This window comes from Microbulbifer aestuariivivens (assembly GCF_039545115.1).
Taxonomy (GTDB): Bacteria; Pseudomonadota; Gammaproteobacteria; order Pseudomonadales; family Cellvibrionaceae; genus Microbulbifer; species Microbulbifer aestuariivivens.
Genome location: NZ_BAABRT010000009.1, coordinates 29218 through 46457, shown reverse-complemented (window position 1 = coordinate 46457; position 17240 = coordinate 29218). Strand labels below are relative to the sequence as shown.

Sequence of the window (17240 nt, the reverse complement as noted above, 5' to 3'; positions counted from 1 at the left end):
CACATCACAGCGCAGCCTGCCTGCGGGGCCGGCAGAACCCGGTGCGGGGCAGATTTTCAGAGGGGCTGTAAAGCGATCGGCGGGAGACGGATCAGGGGGCGATCAGCCCGCTCAACAGGTGACGGCCGTGGTAGGGAAACACAATATCGGGGTCCGGGCGGAAGCGGCTCTGGTCGCGCTCCGGGCACTCCACCACCGACAGCAGGTGGCGAATCACATTCAGGCGCGCCAGCTTCTTGTCATTGGCCCGCACCACCGTCCACGGCGCGCTCACATTGTGGGTGGCCGCGAACATTTCATTGCGGGCAAGACTGTACTCGTCCCAATGGGCAATGGCGGCCTCATCAATCGGGCTCACCTTCCACTGCTTGAGGGGGTCGGTGCGTCGCGCCTGCAGGCGCTGGCGCTGCTCCTGCTGATCGATATCCAGATAGTACTTGAGGATCTGGATTCCCGAGTTCACCAGCATCTGCTCGAAAGGCACCACGGTGGCGATAAACTGCTGGTATTCCACCTCTGAACAGAAACCCATCACCCGCTCGACCCCAGCGCGGTTGTACCAGCTGCGATTGAACAGCACCATTTCCTGCTGCGCGGGCAGATGGGGGACATAGCGCTGGAAATACCAGCTGCTGCGATCCCGGTCCGAGGGCTTGCCCAGCGCCACCACGCGCGTTTCCCGCGGACTCAGGTGCTCGACAATACGCTTGATGGTGCCGTCCTTGCCGGCGGCATCCCGCCCTTCGAACAGCACCAGGATTTTCAGATTGTGGGCAATCAGGAAGTGCTGCAGTTTGACCAGCTCAATCTGCAGCTGTCGCAGCATTTCCCGGTACTGGTTATCGGCATCTTTGGCCAAGGTTCGCCTCTTTTGATTTCAGAGCCATCATCCCGGCGCCTTCATTGCGCAGCCTTCGCTGCGACGCCTTTCAATGCGGGCTTCAGTCTCGTCACGCTGAACCCGGCCTGGGCAGGCTCTTCGTACACTGCCGCCCGCCCCGCGCTCGCGCGCCCACTCTCTGCAGCTCTCGGTGATGACATCTCTCATCGCAGAGGGAAACACCTGCCGGGAACCGCCTCTCCGGCAGTAACAGCCTAGACTCGCCATAACAATTTGCAATGACGAAGAACAACCCGCCAAGCCAGGATTTTCACCGGGAAAAATCGCGCAAAATGCAACTTTTGCCGTTTTTCACGGGAAAAAGCACGCTTTTAAAAACCCGCCCCTTGCACCAACAATCTTCAGACAGTATGGTGAAGCGATATTACCGCTACAAACAGATTCTTAAACTCCGCATCTACATCGAAAATATTTCTTGTCTCTAAACCGATAAATTTAAGCCGATCGACTTAAGCTGATAGATCGCAGATAAAAAAATAAAAACCGTACAACATGGAGAAGTCAGGGATTCTGCCCGGGAAATCGCGCAACAAAACTGTGAAAAACCTACAGATCCTGTTAACAGGAGCTGTTGAGCTTTTAACTTTTTAAAGTTTCACGCTTCTTTGCCGGAAACTGAGCGCAAAGATTCAACGGTAAAACCTGCCCTCCTGTAACGGTCTGGCAGCAACACTCAAGTGACAACACTCGGGCAAAAACAGTCGAGCAAAAACAGTCTAGCAACAACAAGCTGAAGCCTGACCGAAACAACCGCGGTCAACCGATGGGTGAGACCAAACCGGCGTCATCACAATGTCCGGGCAACCAATTCAAAGACAGCCCGAATGCGCCACAGCTTCACCGCCATGCGCCAACATAATCCGACACGCACCAACATCAGCCGAAATAAACCGACATGGTCACCATGCGCAGCGCGCCATCCCCGATGGCGGCGCTGCACAACCAGAGTCTCTACCGCAACAGCCGCTCTACAGAAGCAGACTCTCTGCATGACCTGAATAATACCGCCGCAGAAACAGCACCACCGAGACAGCCGTTCGACCGAGGCGAGCGCCTGATAGCGTATAAAAGCCGCAGCACCACGGCGGCGGCTTAAATAGAAAAAACATTTAATACCAAGAACTAAAGCAACATAAAACCAGAACGCAAAAGCATCATTACACCGACAGATGTTGAGTCACAGCGCCTCAATCCAAACCTCTGACCACAAGAAAGACAAGGAGCGTTCCATGAAAGCAGCATCCGTAAAAACCGCGCCGGCGCACAGCCGGTCCAACCCCCGCGGGCAAAAAGGTCATGCAAGGTGGCATCACTGCCTGGCCCCCTCCCTGCTGGCGCTGGCGATAGCCGCGCCCGCCCTGGCCAACGAGCAGTCCGTTCTGGAAGAAGTCACCGTAACGGCGCAAAAACGGCAGCAATCCATGCAGGATGTCTCGATCGCGGTCAGCGCCTTTACCGGAGACGCGATTGAAAAAATGGGGTTTGAAGAGGGCCTGGATATCACCCAGCAGGTTCCAAACATGAATTTCTTCGCCATCTTTGGCGAGGCTTCGAGCCCATCTATCAGCCTGCGCGGCATCAGCCTGGTCAATTTTTCCGACTCCTGGGAACCACCGGTATCCATGTATGTGGACGATGTCTACCGGGGCAATCCCGCGGGCTCGGCAATCCAGTTGTTCGACCTGGAGCGGGTCGAAGTGCTGCGCGGCCCGCAGGGCACCCTGTACGGACGCAACACCACTGGCGGCCTGGTGCACTATGTATCGCGCAAACCCAGCGAGGAGTTCAGCGCCAGTGCCAGCGCCAGCCTGGGCAGCTATTCGCAACAGATTCTGGAAGGCGCCGTCGGCGGCGCGCTCAGCGAGGGCCTGCGCGGCCGCTTCGCCTTCAAGAGCACCACCAGCGACGGCTGGCAGACCAACACGGTCACCGGGGACAAGCTCAATAGCACCGACAACTTTGGTTATCGGGCCCAGCTGGACTTTGACCTGGGTACGGATGGCGGCCTGCTGCTGAATATTCACGGCAGTGAAGCCGACCAGAACTCGGTGGGTTTCGCCCATATGGGTTACCTTGAAGCCCCCGCCGCTGGCGCGCCGAAGTGCTCCGTATCGCGAATCCAGGATGGCCTCTGCACCAGTGACACTTTCGGCTTTACCGGCTCTGAAGCCGTGAATGGCAACTTTGACCCCGAGCACGTGGCCAGTGGCGCCAGTGGCGGGCTGGTGACCGTGATCGACACGTTCGGCAGCTCGGCCACCCTCGACTGGGAGTTCGAAAATTTCACCCTCACCGCCATCACCGCCTACGAGGAACTGGACAAGTTCCTGCAGGATGACGGCGACGGCACCGCCGTGGTCTGGTTCGATGAGCAGTATGCGGTGGATGCGGAGCAATATACCCAGGAGGTTCGCCTGAACGGCGCCACCGAAAGCACAACCTGGGTGACCGGCCTTTACTATTACAAGGATGACCGCGGGCTGGTGACCGAAGCGCCCACCACCGCCGACGGCCTCTGGCACCAGGAGATCGTCACCCTCGACAGTGAATCCTGGGCGCTGTTCGGCCAGCTCGAGTACAGCCTGTCGCCAACGCTGACGCTGGTCAGCGGGCTTCGCTATACGGAAGAGGAGCGGCAGTTTACCCAGGAATCCGGCCCCAGTTTTTACGACCCGCTTTCGGTGCGCGACGACCTTACCGAGAGCGCCACCACCGGCAGAATCGGCTTAGACTGGCGCCCCATGGATGACACCCTCGCTTACGCCAGCTACTCCACCGGCTTCAAGAGCGGAGGATTCTCCGGCAGCTACAACGCCTCCCTGGAAGCCACCCGCCCGGTGGGGGCGGAAGACATCCGCAATATCGAACTGGGCCTGAAAACCACCCTGGCGAATGGCTACCGGCTCAATGCGGCCCTGTTCCATTACACTGTGGAAGACTATCAGGCGCAGGTGTTCCTGACCGTCGCCGACGGCAGCGTGATTACCAATGCGGGAGATGTTACCGGTAGCGGAGCGGAGATCGAGCTGACCGCGCCAGTAACCGACAACTTCGAACTGATCGCCGGTGCCGGCTGGCTATCCACCCGATTTGATTCCGAGCAGATATTTCTTGTTGCCGGCGACAGCTACTCCCTGGACAACAATGAACTGCCATCGGCTCCCGGCTTCACCTATAACCTGGTGGCCCGTTACTACCGGGGCCTGGGTGAATCCGGCGAGCTGGTGTTGCAAGGCGATTACGCCTGGCAGGATGACCACTTCCTGCAGATCGAAAACGACCCCTACTCACGGCATGAGGCATACGGCCTGGCCAATGCCAGCGTGAGCTGGTATTCGCCTTCCCGTCGCTACAGTGTGCAGGCGTTTGTGAACAACCTGACGAATGAGGAGTATTTCACTTACCAGAACACCCTCGGCAGCGACTGGGGCTACGGCGTATGGGGCCAGCCGCGCACCGCCGGTATGCGTCTTAACTGGACGCTGTAACGCCCCATTGATGTGACTCAGATTCCGCTGCGGCCGCCAAGCCGCAGCGGTTTTTCTGCGGCTCGTCCGGTTAATTCCTGCCGCTAATCCCTGCCATCTAGCCCTACCGCCTATCTGCGCCGCCAATTCCCCGCCAACTCCCACAGCTAATCCCTGCCGCTTGCGCAGACTCTCGCGTTGCCGCGACTTTGATGTGCCCATGCGCCAGCAGGACCGGCCGGATACGCCGCGCCTGACAGCGACGCCCTGAGCCACAGCCTGCCGGCACACTTTAGGCATATATCCCAGCCTTGCGCAGGAATTAAAAACCCCATTCCATGTAAAGGCGCATTTGCGCACCAAAAAACCCCGCGTCAGCAGCGGCGGAACACCGAACCACCCCCGCCGTCGGCACCATTAATTTTCACAGCCAGGGCCGCTGCCGGTATCATCCCTGGGCCAACCGCGCGCGCCACAACAGCCATAAAAAATACACTGCCGAATTCCCCAAAAAACTACACAAGACAGCCCGGCCAAAAAACCCTGTAAAAGAACCTTGTAAAAGAACCCTGTCAAAGAGAACCATCGTGAAGCTGGCAAACACCCTCCGCAAAGTACACAAGTGGCTGTTCCTGCTGATCGGCATCCAGGCCCTGCTCTGGACTGCCAGCGGTTTTTATATGGTGGTGATCAATCTGGACTTTATCCACGGCGACCACCTGGTGCGCAACCTGAATGAGCCCCTGCCCGCATTTTCGCGGCCGCTCTACCCCACCGCGCAGCTCATCGGCGGGCGCGAAGCGGTTAAATCCGTGAAGCTCAAAATCCTGATGGGCCATCCGTATTACCTGCTGCAGGACGCTAACGGAACCCACCGCTACGATGCCTATAACGGCGGAAAAATCCCGCCCTTGAATGCCGCCGCCGCAGCGCAGCTGGCGCGGCACTTTTACGCGGCAGATGGCGCAGTCAGCCGCACGAGGCTGATCACCGCCGAACCACCGATAGAAATTCCCGCGCGGGTTTTGCCGGTGTGGCGCATCGACTTCGACGACCGCTTTGGCACCAGCCTGTATATCGACCCGGATACCGGCGCGCTCATCACCCGGCGCCACGACTACTGGCGGGCTTTCGACTTCCTGTGGATGCTGCACATCATGGATTACGACGAGCGCGCGGATATCCACAACACACTGCTGCTGGGCGCCGGCCTGTTAAGCCTCGCCAGCGTCCTTGCCGGCCTGATGCTGCTGTTTCACAGCTTCGGCAAACGCGGCGTAAGTCCCCAAAAATATCCCGCCAACAGGGTAGCCGGGGAGAAAAGAGGGGTCAGGGAGAGGAGAGGCCCGCCGGAGGAAAAAAAAGACCAGCGGGAGGCCAGCGCATGAATTTTGTCAAAGCCACCCACAAGTGGCTCAGCCTGGTTATCGGCCTGCAGCTGGCGCTGTGGCTGGCGAGCGGGCTGGCCTTCAACCTGCTCGACACATCCAGGGTGAGCGGTCGCCATCTGGCGGACCCGCAGCCGGCGCCGGTAAGCCTGATGGCCGCAAAGGCGCTGCTGAGCCACGAGGCGATCGCGGATCGCTACGCGCCGAATACCATCACCTCGCTGGAACTGGTGCACCGGCTGGGGCGGCCTCTGTATGCCATCACCACAGAGCGGGGCATCGAGCTGCGCGACGCCCGCACCGGACTGCCCTTCGCCATCGACAGCGTGCGGGCGCTGGAAATCGCGCGGCGGGACTATGCCGGTGATGACCGCCTGCTGGGCACCCCGGTCAGAATGGAAAGGACAAATCTGGAGACGCGCAACCACCGGCCGCCCATCTGGCGCATCGACGCAGCGGACGAATTTGCCAGCACCCTTTACGTGTCCGCCACGGACGGGCGGGTTCTGGAGCGGCGCAACGACACATGGCGGCTGTTCGATATCTTCTGGATGCTGCATATCATGGATTACAGCGAGCGACAGGATTTCAATAATCCCTTCGTTATCGCCTTCGGTTTTGGGGCGCTGCTGCTGTCTGTCTCCGGCTGCCTGCTGCTGTTCGCCAGCTTCTCCCGTGGGGATTTCAACCTGCTGGCGTCGCTGCCGCTATCGGTGTCGAAAGCGCTGAAACTGCACCAGAATAAAGTCTCCATCGACTTGCTCGACGGCAGCTCAACGCCCATCAACCAATTGGCACTGGCCAGCGGCAGCAACCTCTTCGATGGCCTCAGTGCCAATGGCATTCGCCTGCCCTCAAACTGTGGCGGCGGCGGCAGTTGCGGCCTTTGCCGAATCCGCGTCGAGCCGCAGGCGCCGGCAACCCACAGTGAGAAGACCCTGCTGGACCCCGCAGAGCTGGCGCGGGGTGTCCGCCTGGCCTGCCAGCAGCGCGCCAGCACCCCCACTGCTGTGTGGCTTGCTGACCCGGTGCTGCAGGCCGACACCCTGCCGGCGGAGGTCACCCGTTCGCGCTTCCTGACGCCATTGATCAAGGAAATCCACCTGCAGCCCAGCGCAGGCCAGCGGTTCCAATTCAACGCGGGCAGCTTTGTGCAGGTTGAAATTCCCCCGCACCGGCTGAGGCAGGCGGATCTGCTCGTAGACAGGGAGTATCGCAATGACCGGGACTGGACCCGCTGGCGGCAGGCGCCCGGGGCGCAGCACACGGAAGTGTTAAGGCGTTCTTACTCGATGGCGAACAGCCCCGGCGAAGGCGCAGCGGCAATCGTGCTTAATGTCCGCATTCAACCGCCGGCGGATAACGCACACCCCGCCGGGGCCGGGTCCAGCTATCTTTTCAGCCTCAGAGTCGGCGACCGTGTCGATCTCAGCGGACCGTTCGGCGGCTTTCATGCCCGCGACAGCGAACGGGAAATGGTCCTGATCGGCGGCGGCGCCGGCCTGGCACCGCTGCGCTCCATCATTGTGGACCAGCTGCGCAATCGCAACACGGAGCGCAAAATGCATCTCCTGTATGGCGCGCGCAATTTGCGCGAGGTTTTCTACCGCGAGCTATTCGATCAACTCGCGCTAGAACACCACAACTTCACCTGGCAGCTGGGCCTGTCCGCGCCCCGGCGGGAAGATCGCTGGCACGGCCCTTGCGGCAATATCGGCGATATCGCCGCGTCGCAGTATCTGCGCGGACACACGGACCTTGCCAACTGCGAGTTTTACCTGTGCGGCCCGGCGGCGATGCTCAAGGCCTGCCGCGAGATGCTGGATCAATTGGGCATACCCGGGGAAAACATTCTGTTTGAGGACTTTGGTTTTTGAAGATCGGTTTTTGAAGATCGTTTGCTGAAGATTGGTCACAGAGGACCGTCTGCTGGAAAATGCCAAGAATCGCCGACGGCTGGGCACACGCCTCGCGGGAATGGTGTGGCGCGCCCGGCGCGGCACTACAACAGAAGCTAGCGGTCAATTAAGCGGAGAAAGCGCATGTTCTGCAAAACCATGGTGGCCACTCTGGCGGCCTTCGCCCTGATAACGCTGTCCGCCTGCGGTGGCGACAACGCCGGCCAGGGCGACCATTCAGCGGCGACGGAGGCCGAGGCGCAGCCCGCAATGCCGCTGACCACCTACAAGAGCGCCACCTGTGGCTGCTGCCAGCTGTGGATCGAGCACACCGAGGACAGCGGCTTCTCGGTTAGCGCCCGCGATGTCGAAGACCTCAACGCGGTGAAGGACCAGTACGGCATCGAACCCCGCTACCAGTCCTGCCACACCAGCGTGTCCCCGCAAGGCTTTATTTTCGAGGGACATGTTCCCGCCAAGATTATCCGCCAGTTCCTGCAGAACCCGCCCGAGGGCGCCCGTGGTCTCGCGGTACCGGCCATGCCGCTGGGCAGCCCGGGGATGGAAGTCGGCGAGCGTTTTACTCCCTACGATGTATTCCTGCTGCACAGCGATGGCAGCGTCAGTGTCTACGCCCATATCGACAGCATCGAGGCACAGCACTGAAACGGCGCCAGGAAACAGTGTCGAGCCAGCCGAAAAGTACCGGGCGGTAACGAGGCGAGGCAAGCACTCACCTATTCCACAACCAGCGTTCCCCGGTACATCTGCATCTGGCAGGTAAACGGATACTCCCCCGGCTCCGCCGCCGGCAGGCGCACTTCGGTGACCTGGTGCAGGGCCAGCTGTGCGCTGACTTCGAGATCGGGGAAGAGCACATACTCGGCGCAGGGGCTGGGGTCCTCGCGGCGAAAACGCAGGGTGGCCGGGCTGCCGGATGGCAGCCGGATACGCTCCGGTTCATAAACACCGTTTTTCACCAGGATTTCCGTGGCGGCTCCGGAGGGCACAGCACCAGCGGCCGGCGCCGTGTTTTTGCCGGCAATCCAGAACCACCACACGATCGCGGCGATCAACAGCACACCGGCGATATTCACGATCAGTGTCAGCATCAGGCAGCCTCCCCCGGTTTGAACCAGCGCAATCGATTGGCATTACTCACCACGGTCACGGAAGAAAAGGCCATGGCCGCGCCGGCGATCACCGGGCTGAGTAATGCACCGGTCAAGGGATAGAGCACACCGGCGGCAATGGGGATGCCCAGCACGTTATACACAAAGGCGCCGAACAGGTTTTGCTTGATATTGCGCAGTGTTGCCCGCGACAGCTCTACCGCATCGGCGACGCCGTGCAGGGATGAGCGCATCAGTGTCACGTCGGCGGTTTCGATGGCCACATCGGTACCGGCGCCGATGGCAAAACCCACCTCTGCCCGCGCCAGCGCCGGAGCGTCGTTGATGCCGTCACCGGCCATGCCCACGTGCGCGCCGCCCCGCTGCAGTTCCGCCACGATGCGCTCCTTGTCTTCCGGCTGCAGATCCGCGTGCACGCTGTCGATACCGAGCTGACGCGCCACCGCCCTGGCCGTGCCCTCGTTATCCCCGGTCAGCATATGAATGCTGAGCCCCAGCTTCTGCAGGCGCTCAATCGCCGCCGCGGCATCCTGGCGCAGCGGGTCGGCGACGGCGATCACCCCGGCGATACTGCCATCGACAGCGGCATACATGGCGGTGCGCCCCTCCTGCGCGAGCTTCTGCACCGTCTGCGGCCAGTCGCCGATGTCGATGTTGTGCCTCTGCATCAGCTTGCGATTGCCGAGCAAAACCCGCCGGCCATCCACGCTGCCCTGCACACCGTGGGCGGTGATTGCCTCAAACGCCTCCGCGCTCGCCAGTTCCAGTTCCTTCTCCCGCGCCGCACTCAGCACCGCCTCCGCCAGGGGGTGCTCGGAGCCCTGCTCCAGGCTCGCCAGCAGCCGCAGCAATGCGTCCTCCCCGCCGGCGAAGCCGGGATCGATTTCGATGTCGGTGAGCCGCGGCGCGCCCTCGGTGAGGGTGCCTGTCTTGTCCACCACCAGCGTGTCCAGCTTGCTGGCCTGCTGCAGCGCCTTGCCGTTGCGGATCAGCACGCCGTACTCGGCGCCCTTGCCGACCCCCACCATCACCGACATGGGCGTGGCGAGGCCGAGCGCGCAGGGGCAGGCGATAATCAGCACCGAGGTGAGCACCACCAGCGTGTGCGCGGCGCGGGGGTCGGGGCCGAAGTTGAACCAGATGAGCGCCGCCAGCACGGCGATCATCATCACGGTGGGCACAAATATCGAGGAGATGGTGTCCGCCAGCCGGGCGATGGGAACCCGCGAGCTCTGGGCGTTTTTCACCATCTCGATAATCTGCGCCAGCCGCGTTTCCGCCCCCACCTTTTCGGCGCGAAACAGCAGGGTGCCGTTCTTGTTCAGCGTGCCCGCGGAGAGAAAATCGCCGCTGGCCTTTTTCACCGGCAGCGGCTCGCCGGTGAGCATGGATTCATCCACCAGGCTGCTGCCTTCCTCCACCGCGCCATCCACGGGGATTTTTTCTCCCGGGCGCACGCGGATGCGATCCCCCACCTGCACCAGTTCGAGGGGCAGGTCCCGCTCCTCGCCATCGCGCAGCACCCGCGCGGTGGGTTCCTGCAGCTGCAGCAGCTTTTCCACCGCCGCGCTGGTGCGGCCGCGGGCGCGCAGCTCCAGTGCCTGACCGAGATTGATCAGGCCGATAATCATGGCGCTGGCCTCGAAGTACACATGCCGCGCCGCCTCCGGCAGCAGCTGTGGCGCCACCACCACCAGCATGGAAAAAGCCCAGGCGGTGCCGGTGCCAAGGGCCACCAGCGTGTCCATATTGGCATTGTGGTGCAGGAAGGCGCGCCGGGCACCGGTAAAAAAATGCCCGCCACAATAGACCAGCACCACCAGTGTCAGCAGCCCGACAACACCCCAGGCCAGCTGCTGCCCCGGGGTGTTGACCATCATGTCGCCGCCCAATACCCCCCAGGCCATCAGCGGCACACCGAGGCCGAGGGCGATATAACAGCGCCGCAACAAGTCGCGGTAATGCCGCTGTTCCTCGGCGCGCTGCTGCTCGCGCCGCTCGCGCTCGCTGACCCGCACTTGCTCGGCTCCGTAACCGGCATTTTGCACCGCGGCGATACAGGCTTGCGGGGTGACATCCCCCTGCACCAGCAACGTCTTGTCGGCGAGATTGATCCGCGCATCCTCGACACCCGGCACCTCTGCCAATGCGCCCTCGATCTTGCGCACACAGCCGGCACAGGACGCGCCTTCGAGACGAAAAGTCTGCTTCAGCTCAGACATGGATACTTCACTCTCCTGGTTAAAGCGCTCTCTTACAGCCCACGCTTAAAGCTCATACTCAAAGCTCAGTTACAGCACTGGCGGCGGCGCCGCTATTGCACACAAGCATAACGCCATCCTGCCCGCGCAAGGCAGGTATCGCCGCGCGCAAAACACAAAATCATCACGCCGCGAGGGGCCCCTTTGGGCGAAGCTGGGAGCGGGCAGTCGGCAACTGCCCGGCGATATGGCGGCCCACCCTCCTATACGTCTTCTTTTATGGGTCCCCGCTGGCCCCGCGCCCGCCGCCTTCGGGCAGCATGGGACCATGAATTTTCAGTCAGCCATCAGGGTAACAACCGTGTCGGTCCCTGCGCAAAGGTGGGGCCGGGGTGGTAGAATCGCGCCATGACACATCCCCTGCTTCCGGAACGCCCCCTCTGCCTTTCGCCCACTCTGGCCGCCACCCTCGGCCTGGAGGAGGCGGTGCTGCTGACGGCGCTCGGCGACCTGCTGCCTTTCCTGGCGGTGGAAAGCCACCCCGGGCGCGACTGGTACAGCGTGGAAGCGGAGCAGCTGCAGCAGCTGCTGCCCTTCTGGCAGCCGGCGGATATCCAGCGGGTGGCCACCAGCCTGCGCAACCAGGGCGCGCTGTTGCTGGGCTCGGCGCCCTACGGCGCCAGCGGCCTGCTCAAATTTGCCCTGGCCGGCGAGCAACGCGCAGCGGCGCCGCCGTCGCCGCACCAGTCACCAGCGCGGGCTCCGCTTCAGCCTCCGGCCCAGTCTGCAACTCAGGCTTCGATCCACACCCAGCCGCCGGCCAGCCGCAGCGCCAATAGCATCGCCCCCAACTGGCAGCCGGATCAGGAGACCATGGCGCGGATCGCCCAGCTGGGCGTGCCAGAGCACTTCGTGCGCGAGCAGCTGCCGGAGTTCGTCACCTACTGGCGCGAACGCGGCGAGTCCCGCCACTCCTTCGGCTCCCTGTTCCTGAAACAGGTCAAGAGCAAGTGGGAGGCCTACCGCGCCACCACGCAGCGCAAGCAGCCGCTGCCTGAGGGCTGGTATCCGGGCGAGGACACCCTGAGCAAACTGGCGGATGAAGGCGTCCCCAGCACCTTTGTGCAACGGGGCCTGCAGCGCTTCCTCGACTACCATCGCTCCAGCGGCAAGCTGTCCATTTCCTGGGACCTGGAATTCAATGACTGGATCATGGAAGACTGGGAGAAACAGGACACGCCGTTTATCGAAAAGCGCAAACCCACGGCAATGACCCGCGACTGGCAGCCCAGCGAGCACACCTGGGAGCAGCTGCGCCGGCTGGCCATCAACCCCAACTTCGCCGCCGAGCTGCTGCCGGAATTCATCTACAAATGGCTGGAGCGCGGCGGTCACAGCGCCCGCTGGGGTGAGCAGTTTATCGAGTACGCCCGCGAGGAGTGGGCCTACTACTGCCAGGGTATTGAAAAGAACCCGGTGGCCAAGCCCATTTCCCGCAACTGGCAGCCCAGCAGCGACTGCTTGAGCCATCTGCTCAACCAGTGTGAAATAGAGCGGGAATTTGCCCTCTCCCTGGTGCCCGAATTCATTCTTTACTGGCGCGGCCAGAACGCCGCGCGCAAAAGCTGGGACGCCATTTTCGTGCGTCATGCGCGCTACCAGTGGGCAGAGCGCAACAAGCTGGCGATAGGACAAACTCATGGCAAGCAGCAACTCACTGACCCCAACAAGCAACGCACCCGCGACAGATCGGTCATCGACATCGTCACAGACACAAACTGGTAACGGCGGCGAACAGCTGAACGAGCGCAAGCGCGCCCTCAACGAGGTGTTCGGGCTGCTGAAGCTCAGCTACCACAACCAGTTTAATGCCGCCTTCCCGGATACCGAGACTCTGCACCTGGCCAAGCGCCTGTGGCTGGAATCCCTCGAGGCCTTCACCCCGGAACAGATCGTCGCCGGCGCCAAGCGGGCGATCAAGCAGTGTGAATACCTGCCCACCGTACACAAGATGCTGCAGCTGTGTGCCGCCGGCGACAACGGCCTGCCGGATGCCCGCGCCGCCTACCGCGAGGCCTGCAACGCCCCCAGTCCCAAGGCCAACTACCACTGGAGCCACCCGGCGGTGTACCACGCCGGCCGCGAGGCCAACTGGTTTTTCCTCGCCAACAACCCGGAGTCCACCGCCTACCCGGTGTTTGCCGAGCACTACCGCAAACTCTGCGCGCGAGTGCTCGAGGGCGAGCAGCTGCCGGCACCGGAACAGCTGCGCCTGGAGGACAACCCCGGCAAACCGCTCTCCAAAGAGGAAAACGCGGAAAAAATGGCGGCGCTGCGCGCAGAACTGGACCTGTAAGCCGGCCGTCGGCCACAACTGCCGATGCATCTTTTTTGCCGGTGGCAGCGTAGCTACAAGCTAATGCAAAGCTAATAAAACCGAATAAAAAACGGCAACAGCCCAGCAACAGAATCACCGAGACGGCGGCAGCGGTTCGCCGCCCGCACCATAACAATCACTTCAAGCCAGCAGGTAATACCATGACCCGGTCCTCTGTTCTGCTAGCGGTACCCCTACTGGCGCTGCCCGCCCTGGCCAGTGCCGATTTCTACTCCCACCGCTACGGCGGCATCAGCGTCGGCAGTGTCGAGCAGCAGAACTTCTGCCGCTCGGCGGACAGCCGGATCAATCGCTTCGACACCGACGCTCAGGATGTCAGCGGGCGCAGCTGTGAGAATGGCAGCGAGGTGTTCAAGATCTACAGCGGCTGGCGCTGGACACCGAATCTCGCGGTGGAGGCCAGCGTGCAGCAGCTGCAGGACAACCGCCTCGGCTTCACCCTCAGCAATGATCAGGACGAGTTCCTGCAGATAGAAGAGAAAGTCAAAACCCGCCTGGTCACCGCACATGCGGTGGGCCACCTGCCCTTTTTCAACGGCGCCAGCTTTTTCGCCAAGGCCGGCGGCGGTTACTGGATGAGCGAGCTGTCCAGCCGCCTGCAGGGTGAACTGCTGTTTCCTGTAGTGGTCGAGGATGAAGTGCAGGAACAGCTGGCAGCGGTCAACGGCCGCGACAGGAGAGCCGACAACGGCTTCCACTGGAGCTACGGCGCCGGCATCAGCTACCGCAATGAAAATCGCTGGACCATCCGCGCGGAGTGGGAAAGCTTCCGCAACGTCGGCTCCGACGACCTGCGCGGGGCCTACGACCTGCACACGCTCTCCCTCGGCGTGAGTCTACACTTCTGATGCCCTGAACCGGGCCGGCAATTACCACTTCATCATCGGCGCCGGGTTCAGCGGATGCTTGAGGAACCATTGCCAGGCGCGCACCCCCAGATCGCGGTGAAAGCCCGCGTTGGGGAAAGCCGCCCGCAGGGCCTTGAGCTGCCGCTTGTCGAGACCAAACGACACCAGCCCGCAGGAAAAGTCCACCAAGTCGCCGCGCCGGAACAGTTCCACCAGCCTGGCATAGTCACCGCGGTAGGGGCGCAGCTTGTGGTGCTCGGTGAGCATCAGGCGAATTTCGTCGCACCACTCCGCCCGCCCGTTTTCCTGCAGATACGCCATCGCCGGCGGCAGCGAGGGCTCGATATAGTCCACCGTATCTTCAATCCAGATACCGATATCGTGGAAGGCCCCGGCAATCAGGATTTTCTGCCGCTCCTCATCGGTGCAGCCCGCATTGCGATCTGCCAGCGCCAGGCAGCAATGCACCATCCGGTACACGTGGTTGCGATAACCCAGGTACTGATCGCCGATGGTCTGTCGCCAGGGGGCGAGCAGTTCTTCCAGCAGGGGAATGTCGGTTTCAATCTGCATAACGGTCACCGTGGCGCTTGTCTCTGGCAGTTCTATCGTGCGGGATCGTGCGGGCCATTCTATGGTGCGGGCCACAGCGCCCACAGCGCCCGCCCGCAAGCCCGCCCAATAGCTGTACCGCCTTCGCCGCCTTTTCCACCATCTCCACTTTCGCCGCACGCCCGGACCATCTCGCTTTTAGCGACGCGGTTAAACCCGCAGGCTTTATAGCGCCGCCGGGGCTTCACAGCGCCACTATCGGCCACTATCAGTCACTACCAGCCTCTATCAGCCACCTCCAGCCAGCGCCCAGCACAGAGACCACTAAACTGTTGGCGAGTGTTGACCCGCTCTACTGCCACTCACAAATCCCCGTTTGCAGGACTGTGGGCGCGACGGGCAACCCCGGGGTGAAAACACCGGGCGCGAACTCGGGCTTAATATCGGGAGCAATCATGAAAAAGGCATCGTTCAACCCATCCCGGCGCAGATTGTTCAAGACCCTCGCCGCGCTCGGAGCAACCAGCGCCACCGCCGGGCTGCTCTCCGCCTGCGGCCGCGACAGCGGAAAGGCGCAGGCCGCGCTCAGTTTCAGTGAGATTCCCCACGGGCTGGATCACCGGCACCACCTGCCCGAGGGGTATCGCGCCGATATTCTGCTGCGCTGGGGCGATCCGCTGCATCCCGGCGAGGGGGATTTTGATCCCGCGGGCCTTAGCGCCGAGACACAGGCGAAGCGGTTTGGTTACAACAATGACTTTATCGCTTTCATGCCCTTGGACAGCGCGGCGGGGCCGGGCGAAAACGCGCGGCATCTGGCCAGCGGCAACAGCCGCCGCGGCCTGCTGTGCGTCAACCACGAATACACCCAGCCGCATTTAATGTTCCCCGGCTACCGCGATGAAGCCAGCGCGACCCGCAGTGTCAGCGCCGAGCACGTGGCCATCGAGCAGGCCGCCTGCGGCCACGCCATTACCGAGGTTGAAAAAACCGCAGACGGCTGGCAGCCGGTGCTGCAAAGCCCCTACAACCGCCGCATCACCCTCGCCACGCCGATGCTCATCGTCGGCCCCGCCGCCGGAGACCAGCGCCTGCGGACCAGAGACGACCCGACCGGCACCAGGGTATCCGGCACCGTCGGCAACTGCGCCGGCGGCAAGACCCCCTGGGGCACGGTGCTGATTGCCGAGGAGGGGTTCGGCGGCGCCTTTCAGGGCGACCCGGACAACATCGCCGATCCGGTCGAGGCTCTGAACCACCACCACTTCGGCATCTCTGCCGGCAACCGCAACTGGGGCGAGCACGATTCGCGCTTCGATATCGAGCATGAACCGCAGGAACCCAACCGCTTCGGCTGGATGGTGGAGCTCGACCCCTACGACCCCGCTTCCACCCCGCGCAAGCTCACCAGTCTCGGCCGCTTTCAACACGAGGGCTTCACCCTGGTGTGCAAGCCGGGCCAGCCGGTGGTCGCCTATGGCGGCGACGACGACGAGCACCAGTTCGTGTATCGCTTCGTTTCCCGGCACAGCTATCTGCCCGGCCGGGATCAGCACAACCGCGCCCTGCTGCTGGACGGCACCCTGTTCGCCGGCCAGTTCAACGACGACGGCTCCGGGCGCTGGCTGCCGCTGGCGTTCGGACACGGGCCCCTGACCCCGGAAAACGGCTTTCGCAATCAGGCCGATGTGCTGATCGATGCCCGCCGCGCCGCCGCGCTGCTGGGCGCCACCCCCATGGACCGCCCCGAAGACGTGGAGACCAACCCGGTCAACGACTGCACCTACGTGATGCTGACCAAGAACAAGCGCCGCACCACTGCCGACGCCGCCAACCCGCGGCCAAAGAATGCCACCGGCCACGTTGTGGAAATCGTGCCGCCGGGCGCGTATGGCCGGCGCGATCACGCCAGCGCGACCTTTCAGTGGAACACCTTCCTGCTGGGCGGCAACCCCAACGCCGAGGACCCGCGGCTGCGCGGCGCCTACGGCCAGCAGAGTCCCGGCGCCATCTCCGCCCACGGCTGGTTCGCCAACCCGGACAATGTGGCCTTCGACCCGCGCGGCAATATGTGGGTGGCCACCGATGGCTGCGAGGACTTTGGCTTTCACGACGGCCTGTGGGCCATGGCCACCGAGGGGGAGCTGCGGGCGGCGCCGCGGCATTTCTTCGGCTGCCCGCAGGGCGCGGAAGTGTGCGGCCCGGAGTTCACCCCGGACGGCTCCACCCTGTTCGTGTCGGTACAGCACCCGGCGGATGCGCGCCACTCCACTTTCGACAAGCCCCTGCACCGCTGGCCGGACAATGACACTAAAAAAGCCGCGCTGCCGCCACGGCCCTCGGTACTGGCGATTTATCGCGCGGATGGCAAGCCGGTGGGCAGCTAAGGGGATTAAAGCCCAGCCATCCGGCTGCCGGGCGAAAGAGCGAGAGGGCGAGAGGGCGAGAGGGCGA

The 17240-nt window shown here is 62.6% G+C and carries 13 protein-coding genes; 9 read left to right on the top strand and 4 right to left on the bottom strand.

Annotated features, from left to right (window positions below):
- Positions 1 to 91: 91 nt before the first annotated feature.
- Positions 92 to 859, bottom strand: coding sequence for a polyphosphate kinase 2 (gene ppk2, locus ABEA58_RS07025; RefSeq protein ID WP_345550097.1), 768 nt, complete (start codon positions 857 to 859; stop codon positions 92 to 94).
- Positions 860 to 1119: 260 nt separating this feature from the next.
- Between ppk2 and ABEA58_RS07020 the strand changes: the two genes are divergently transcribed.
- The 5 genes from ABEA58_RS07020 to ABEA58_RS07000 all read left to right on the top strand — a co-directional run bounded on the left by ABEA58_RS07020 (position 1120) and on the right by ABEA58_RS07000 (position 8320).
- Positions 1120 to 1326 carry a hypothetical protein gene (locus tag ABEA58_RS07020; protein WP_345550096.1) on the top strand — a complete coding sequence of 69 codons (207 nt, stop codon included), beginning with the start codon at positions 1120 to 1122 and terminating at the stop codon, positions 1324 to 1326.
- A gap of 804 nt (positions 1327 to 2130) precedes the next feature.
- Entirely contained in the window at positions 2131 to 4389 is a 2259-nt protein-coding gene (locus ABEA58_RS07015; RefSeq protein ID WP_345550094.1) for a TonB-dependent receptor, read from the top strand.
- 566 nt (positions 4390 to 4955) lie between these two features.
- Entirely contained in the window at positions 4956 to 5756 is an 801-nt protein-coding gene (locus ABEA58_RS07010) for a hypothetical protein (RefSeq protein WP_345550092.1), read from the top strand.
- A complete protein-coding gene (nqrF, locus tag ABEA58_RS07005) occupies positions 5753 to 7633 on the top strand; it encodes an NADH:ubiquinone reductase (Na(+)-transporting) subunit F (RefSeq protein ID WP_345550091.1) in 1881 nt (626 codons plus the stop codon). Before ABEA58_RS07010 ends, nqrF begins: the two co-directional genes overlap by 4 nt.
- Positions 7634 to 7798: 165 nt before the next feature.
- Complete coding sequence (locus tag ABEA58_RS07000) at positions 7799 to 8320, top strand: DUF411 domain-containing protein (protein WP_345550089.1); 522 nt, start codon at positions 7799 to 7801, stop codon at positions 8318 to 8320.
- Positions 8321 to 8391: 71 nt separating this feature from the next.
- Here ABEA58_RS07000 and ABEA58_RS06995 read toward each other — a convergent pair whose 3' ends face one another.
- The gene (locus ABEA58_RS06995; RefSeq protein WP_345550087.1) at positions 8392 to 8766 is read right to left on the bottom strand and encodes a cupredoxin domain-containing protein; all 375 of its coding nucleotides are present in this window, start codon (positions 8764 to 8766) and stop codon (positions 8392 to 8394) included.
- Entirely contained in the window at positions 8766 to 11009 is a 2244-nt protein-coding gene (locus ABEA58_RS06990; RefSeq protein WP_345550085.1) for a heavy metal translocating P-type ATPase, read from the bottom strand. The genes ABEA58_RS06995 and ABEA58_RS06990 overlap by 1 nt, the downstream gene beginning before the upstream one ends.
- Positions 11010 to 11396: 387 nt before the next feature.
- Between ABEA58_RS06990 and ABEA58_RS06985 the strand changes: the two genes are divergently transcribed.
- The 3 genes from ABEA58_RS06985 (at position 11397) to ABEA58_RS06975 (ending at position 14234) form a co-directional block, all read left to right on the top strand.
- Complete coding sequence (locus tag ABEA58_RS06985; protein WP_345550083.1) at positions 11397 to 12773, top strand: DnaT-like ssDNA-binding domain-containing protein; 1377 nt, start codon at positions 11397 to 11399, stop codon at positions 12771 to 12773.
- Positions 12688 to 13344, top strand: a complete 657-nt coding sequence (locus ABEA58_RS06980) for a replication protein P (RefSeq protein ID WP_345550081.1) — start codon at positions 12688 to 12690, stop codon at positions 13342 to 13344. The genes ABEA58_RS06985 and ABEA58_RS06980 overlap by 86 nt, the downstream gene beginning before the upstream one ends.
- 182 nt (positions 13345 to 13526) lie before the next feature.
- Positions 13527 to 14234: an outer membrane protein gene (locus ABEA58_RS06975; RefSeq protein WP_345550079.1), complete on the top strand. Its 708-nt coding sequence runs from the start codon at positions 13527 to 13529 to the stop codon at positions 14232 to 14234.
- A 21-nt stretch (positions 14235 to 14255) separates the two neighbouring features.
- Here the strand turns inward: ABEA58_RS06975 and ABEA58_RS06970 are convergent, their stop codons facing one another.
- Positions 14256 to 14807 carry a hypothetical protein gene (locus tag ABEA58_RS06970; protein ID WP_345550078.1) on the bottom strand — a complete coding sequence of 184 codons (552 nt, stop codon included), beginning with the start codon at positions 14805 to 14807 and terminating at the stop codon, positions 14256 to 14258.
- Positions 14808 to 15241: 434 nt separating this feature from the next.
- Here ABEA58_RS06970 and ABEA58_RS06965 point away from each other — a divergent pair, with 434 nt between their 5' ends.
- A complete protein-coding gene (locus tag ABEA58_RS06965; protein ID WP_345550076.1) occupies positions 15242 to 17173 on the top strand; it encodes a PhoX family protein in 1932 nt (643 codons plus the stop codon).
- Positions 17174 to 17240: the final 67 nt, after the last annotated feature.

Bases quoted from the DNA above. Each gene is read 5' to 3' on its own strand.
- ABEA58_RS07020 (WP_345550096.1), top strand. From the start codon at position 1,120: ATGACGAAGAACAACCCGCCAAGCCAGGATTTTCACCGGGAAAAATCG.
- ABEA58_RS07015 (WP_345550094.1), top strand. From the start codon at position 2,131: ATGAAAGCAGCATCCGTAAAAACCGCGCCGGCGCACAGCCGGTCCAAC.
- nqrF (WP_345550091.1), top strand. From the start codon at position 5,753: ATGAATTTTGTCAAAGCCACCCACAAGTGGCTCAGCCTGGTTATCGGC.
- ABEA58_RS07000 (WP_345550089.1), top strand. From the start codon at position 7,799: ATGTTCTGCAAAACCATGGTGGCCACTCTGGCGGCCTTCGCCCTGATA.
- ABEA58_RS06995 (WP_345550087.1), bottom strand. From the start codon at position 8,766: ATGCTGACACTGATCGTGAATATCGCCGGTGTGCTGTTGATCGCCGCG.
- ABEA58_RS06990 (WP_345550085.1), bottom strand. From the start codon at position 11,009: ATGTCTGAGCTGAAGCAGACTTTTCGTCTCGAAGGCGCGTCCTGTGCC.
- ABEA58_RS06985 (WP_345550083.1), top strand. From the start codon at position 11,397: ATGACACATCCCCTGCTTCCGGAACGCCCCCTCTGCCTTTCGCCCACT.
- ABEA58_RS06980 (WP_345550081.1), top strand. From the start codon at position 12,688: ATGGCAAGCAGCAACTCACTGACCCCAACAAGCAACGCACCCGCGACA.
- ABEA58_RS06975 (WP_345550079.1), top strand. From the start codon at position 13,527: ATGACCCGGTCCTCTGTTCTGCTAGCGGTACCCCTACTGGCGCTGCCC.
- ABEA58_RS06970 (WP_345550078.1), bottom strand. From the start codon at position 14,807: ATGCAGATTGAAACCGACATTCCCCTGCTGGAAGAACTGCTCGCCCCC.
- ABEA58_RS06965 (WP_345550076.1), top strand. From the start codon at position 15,242: ATGAAAAAGGCATCGTTCAACCCATCCCGGCGCAGATTGTTCAAGACC.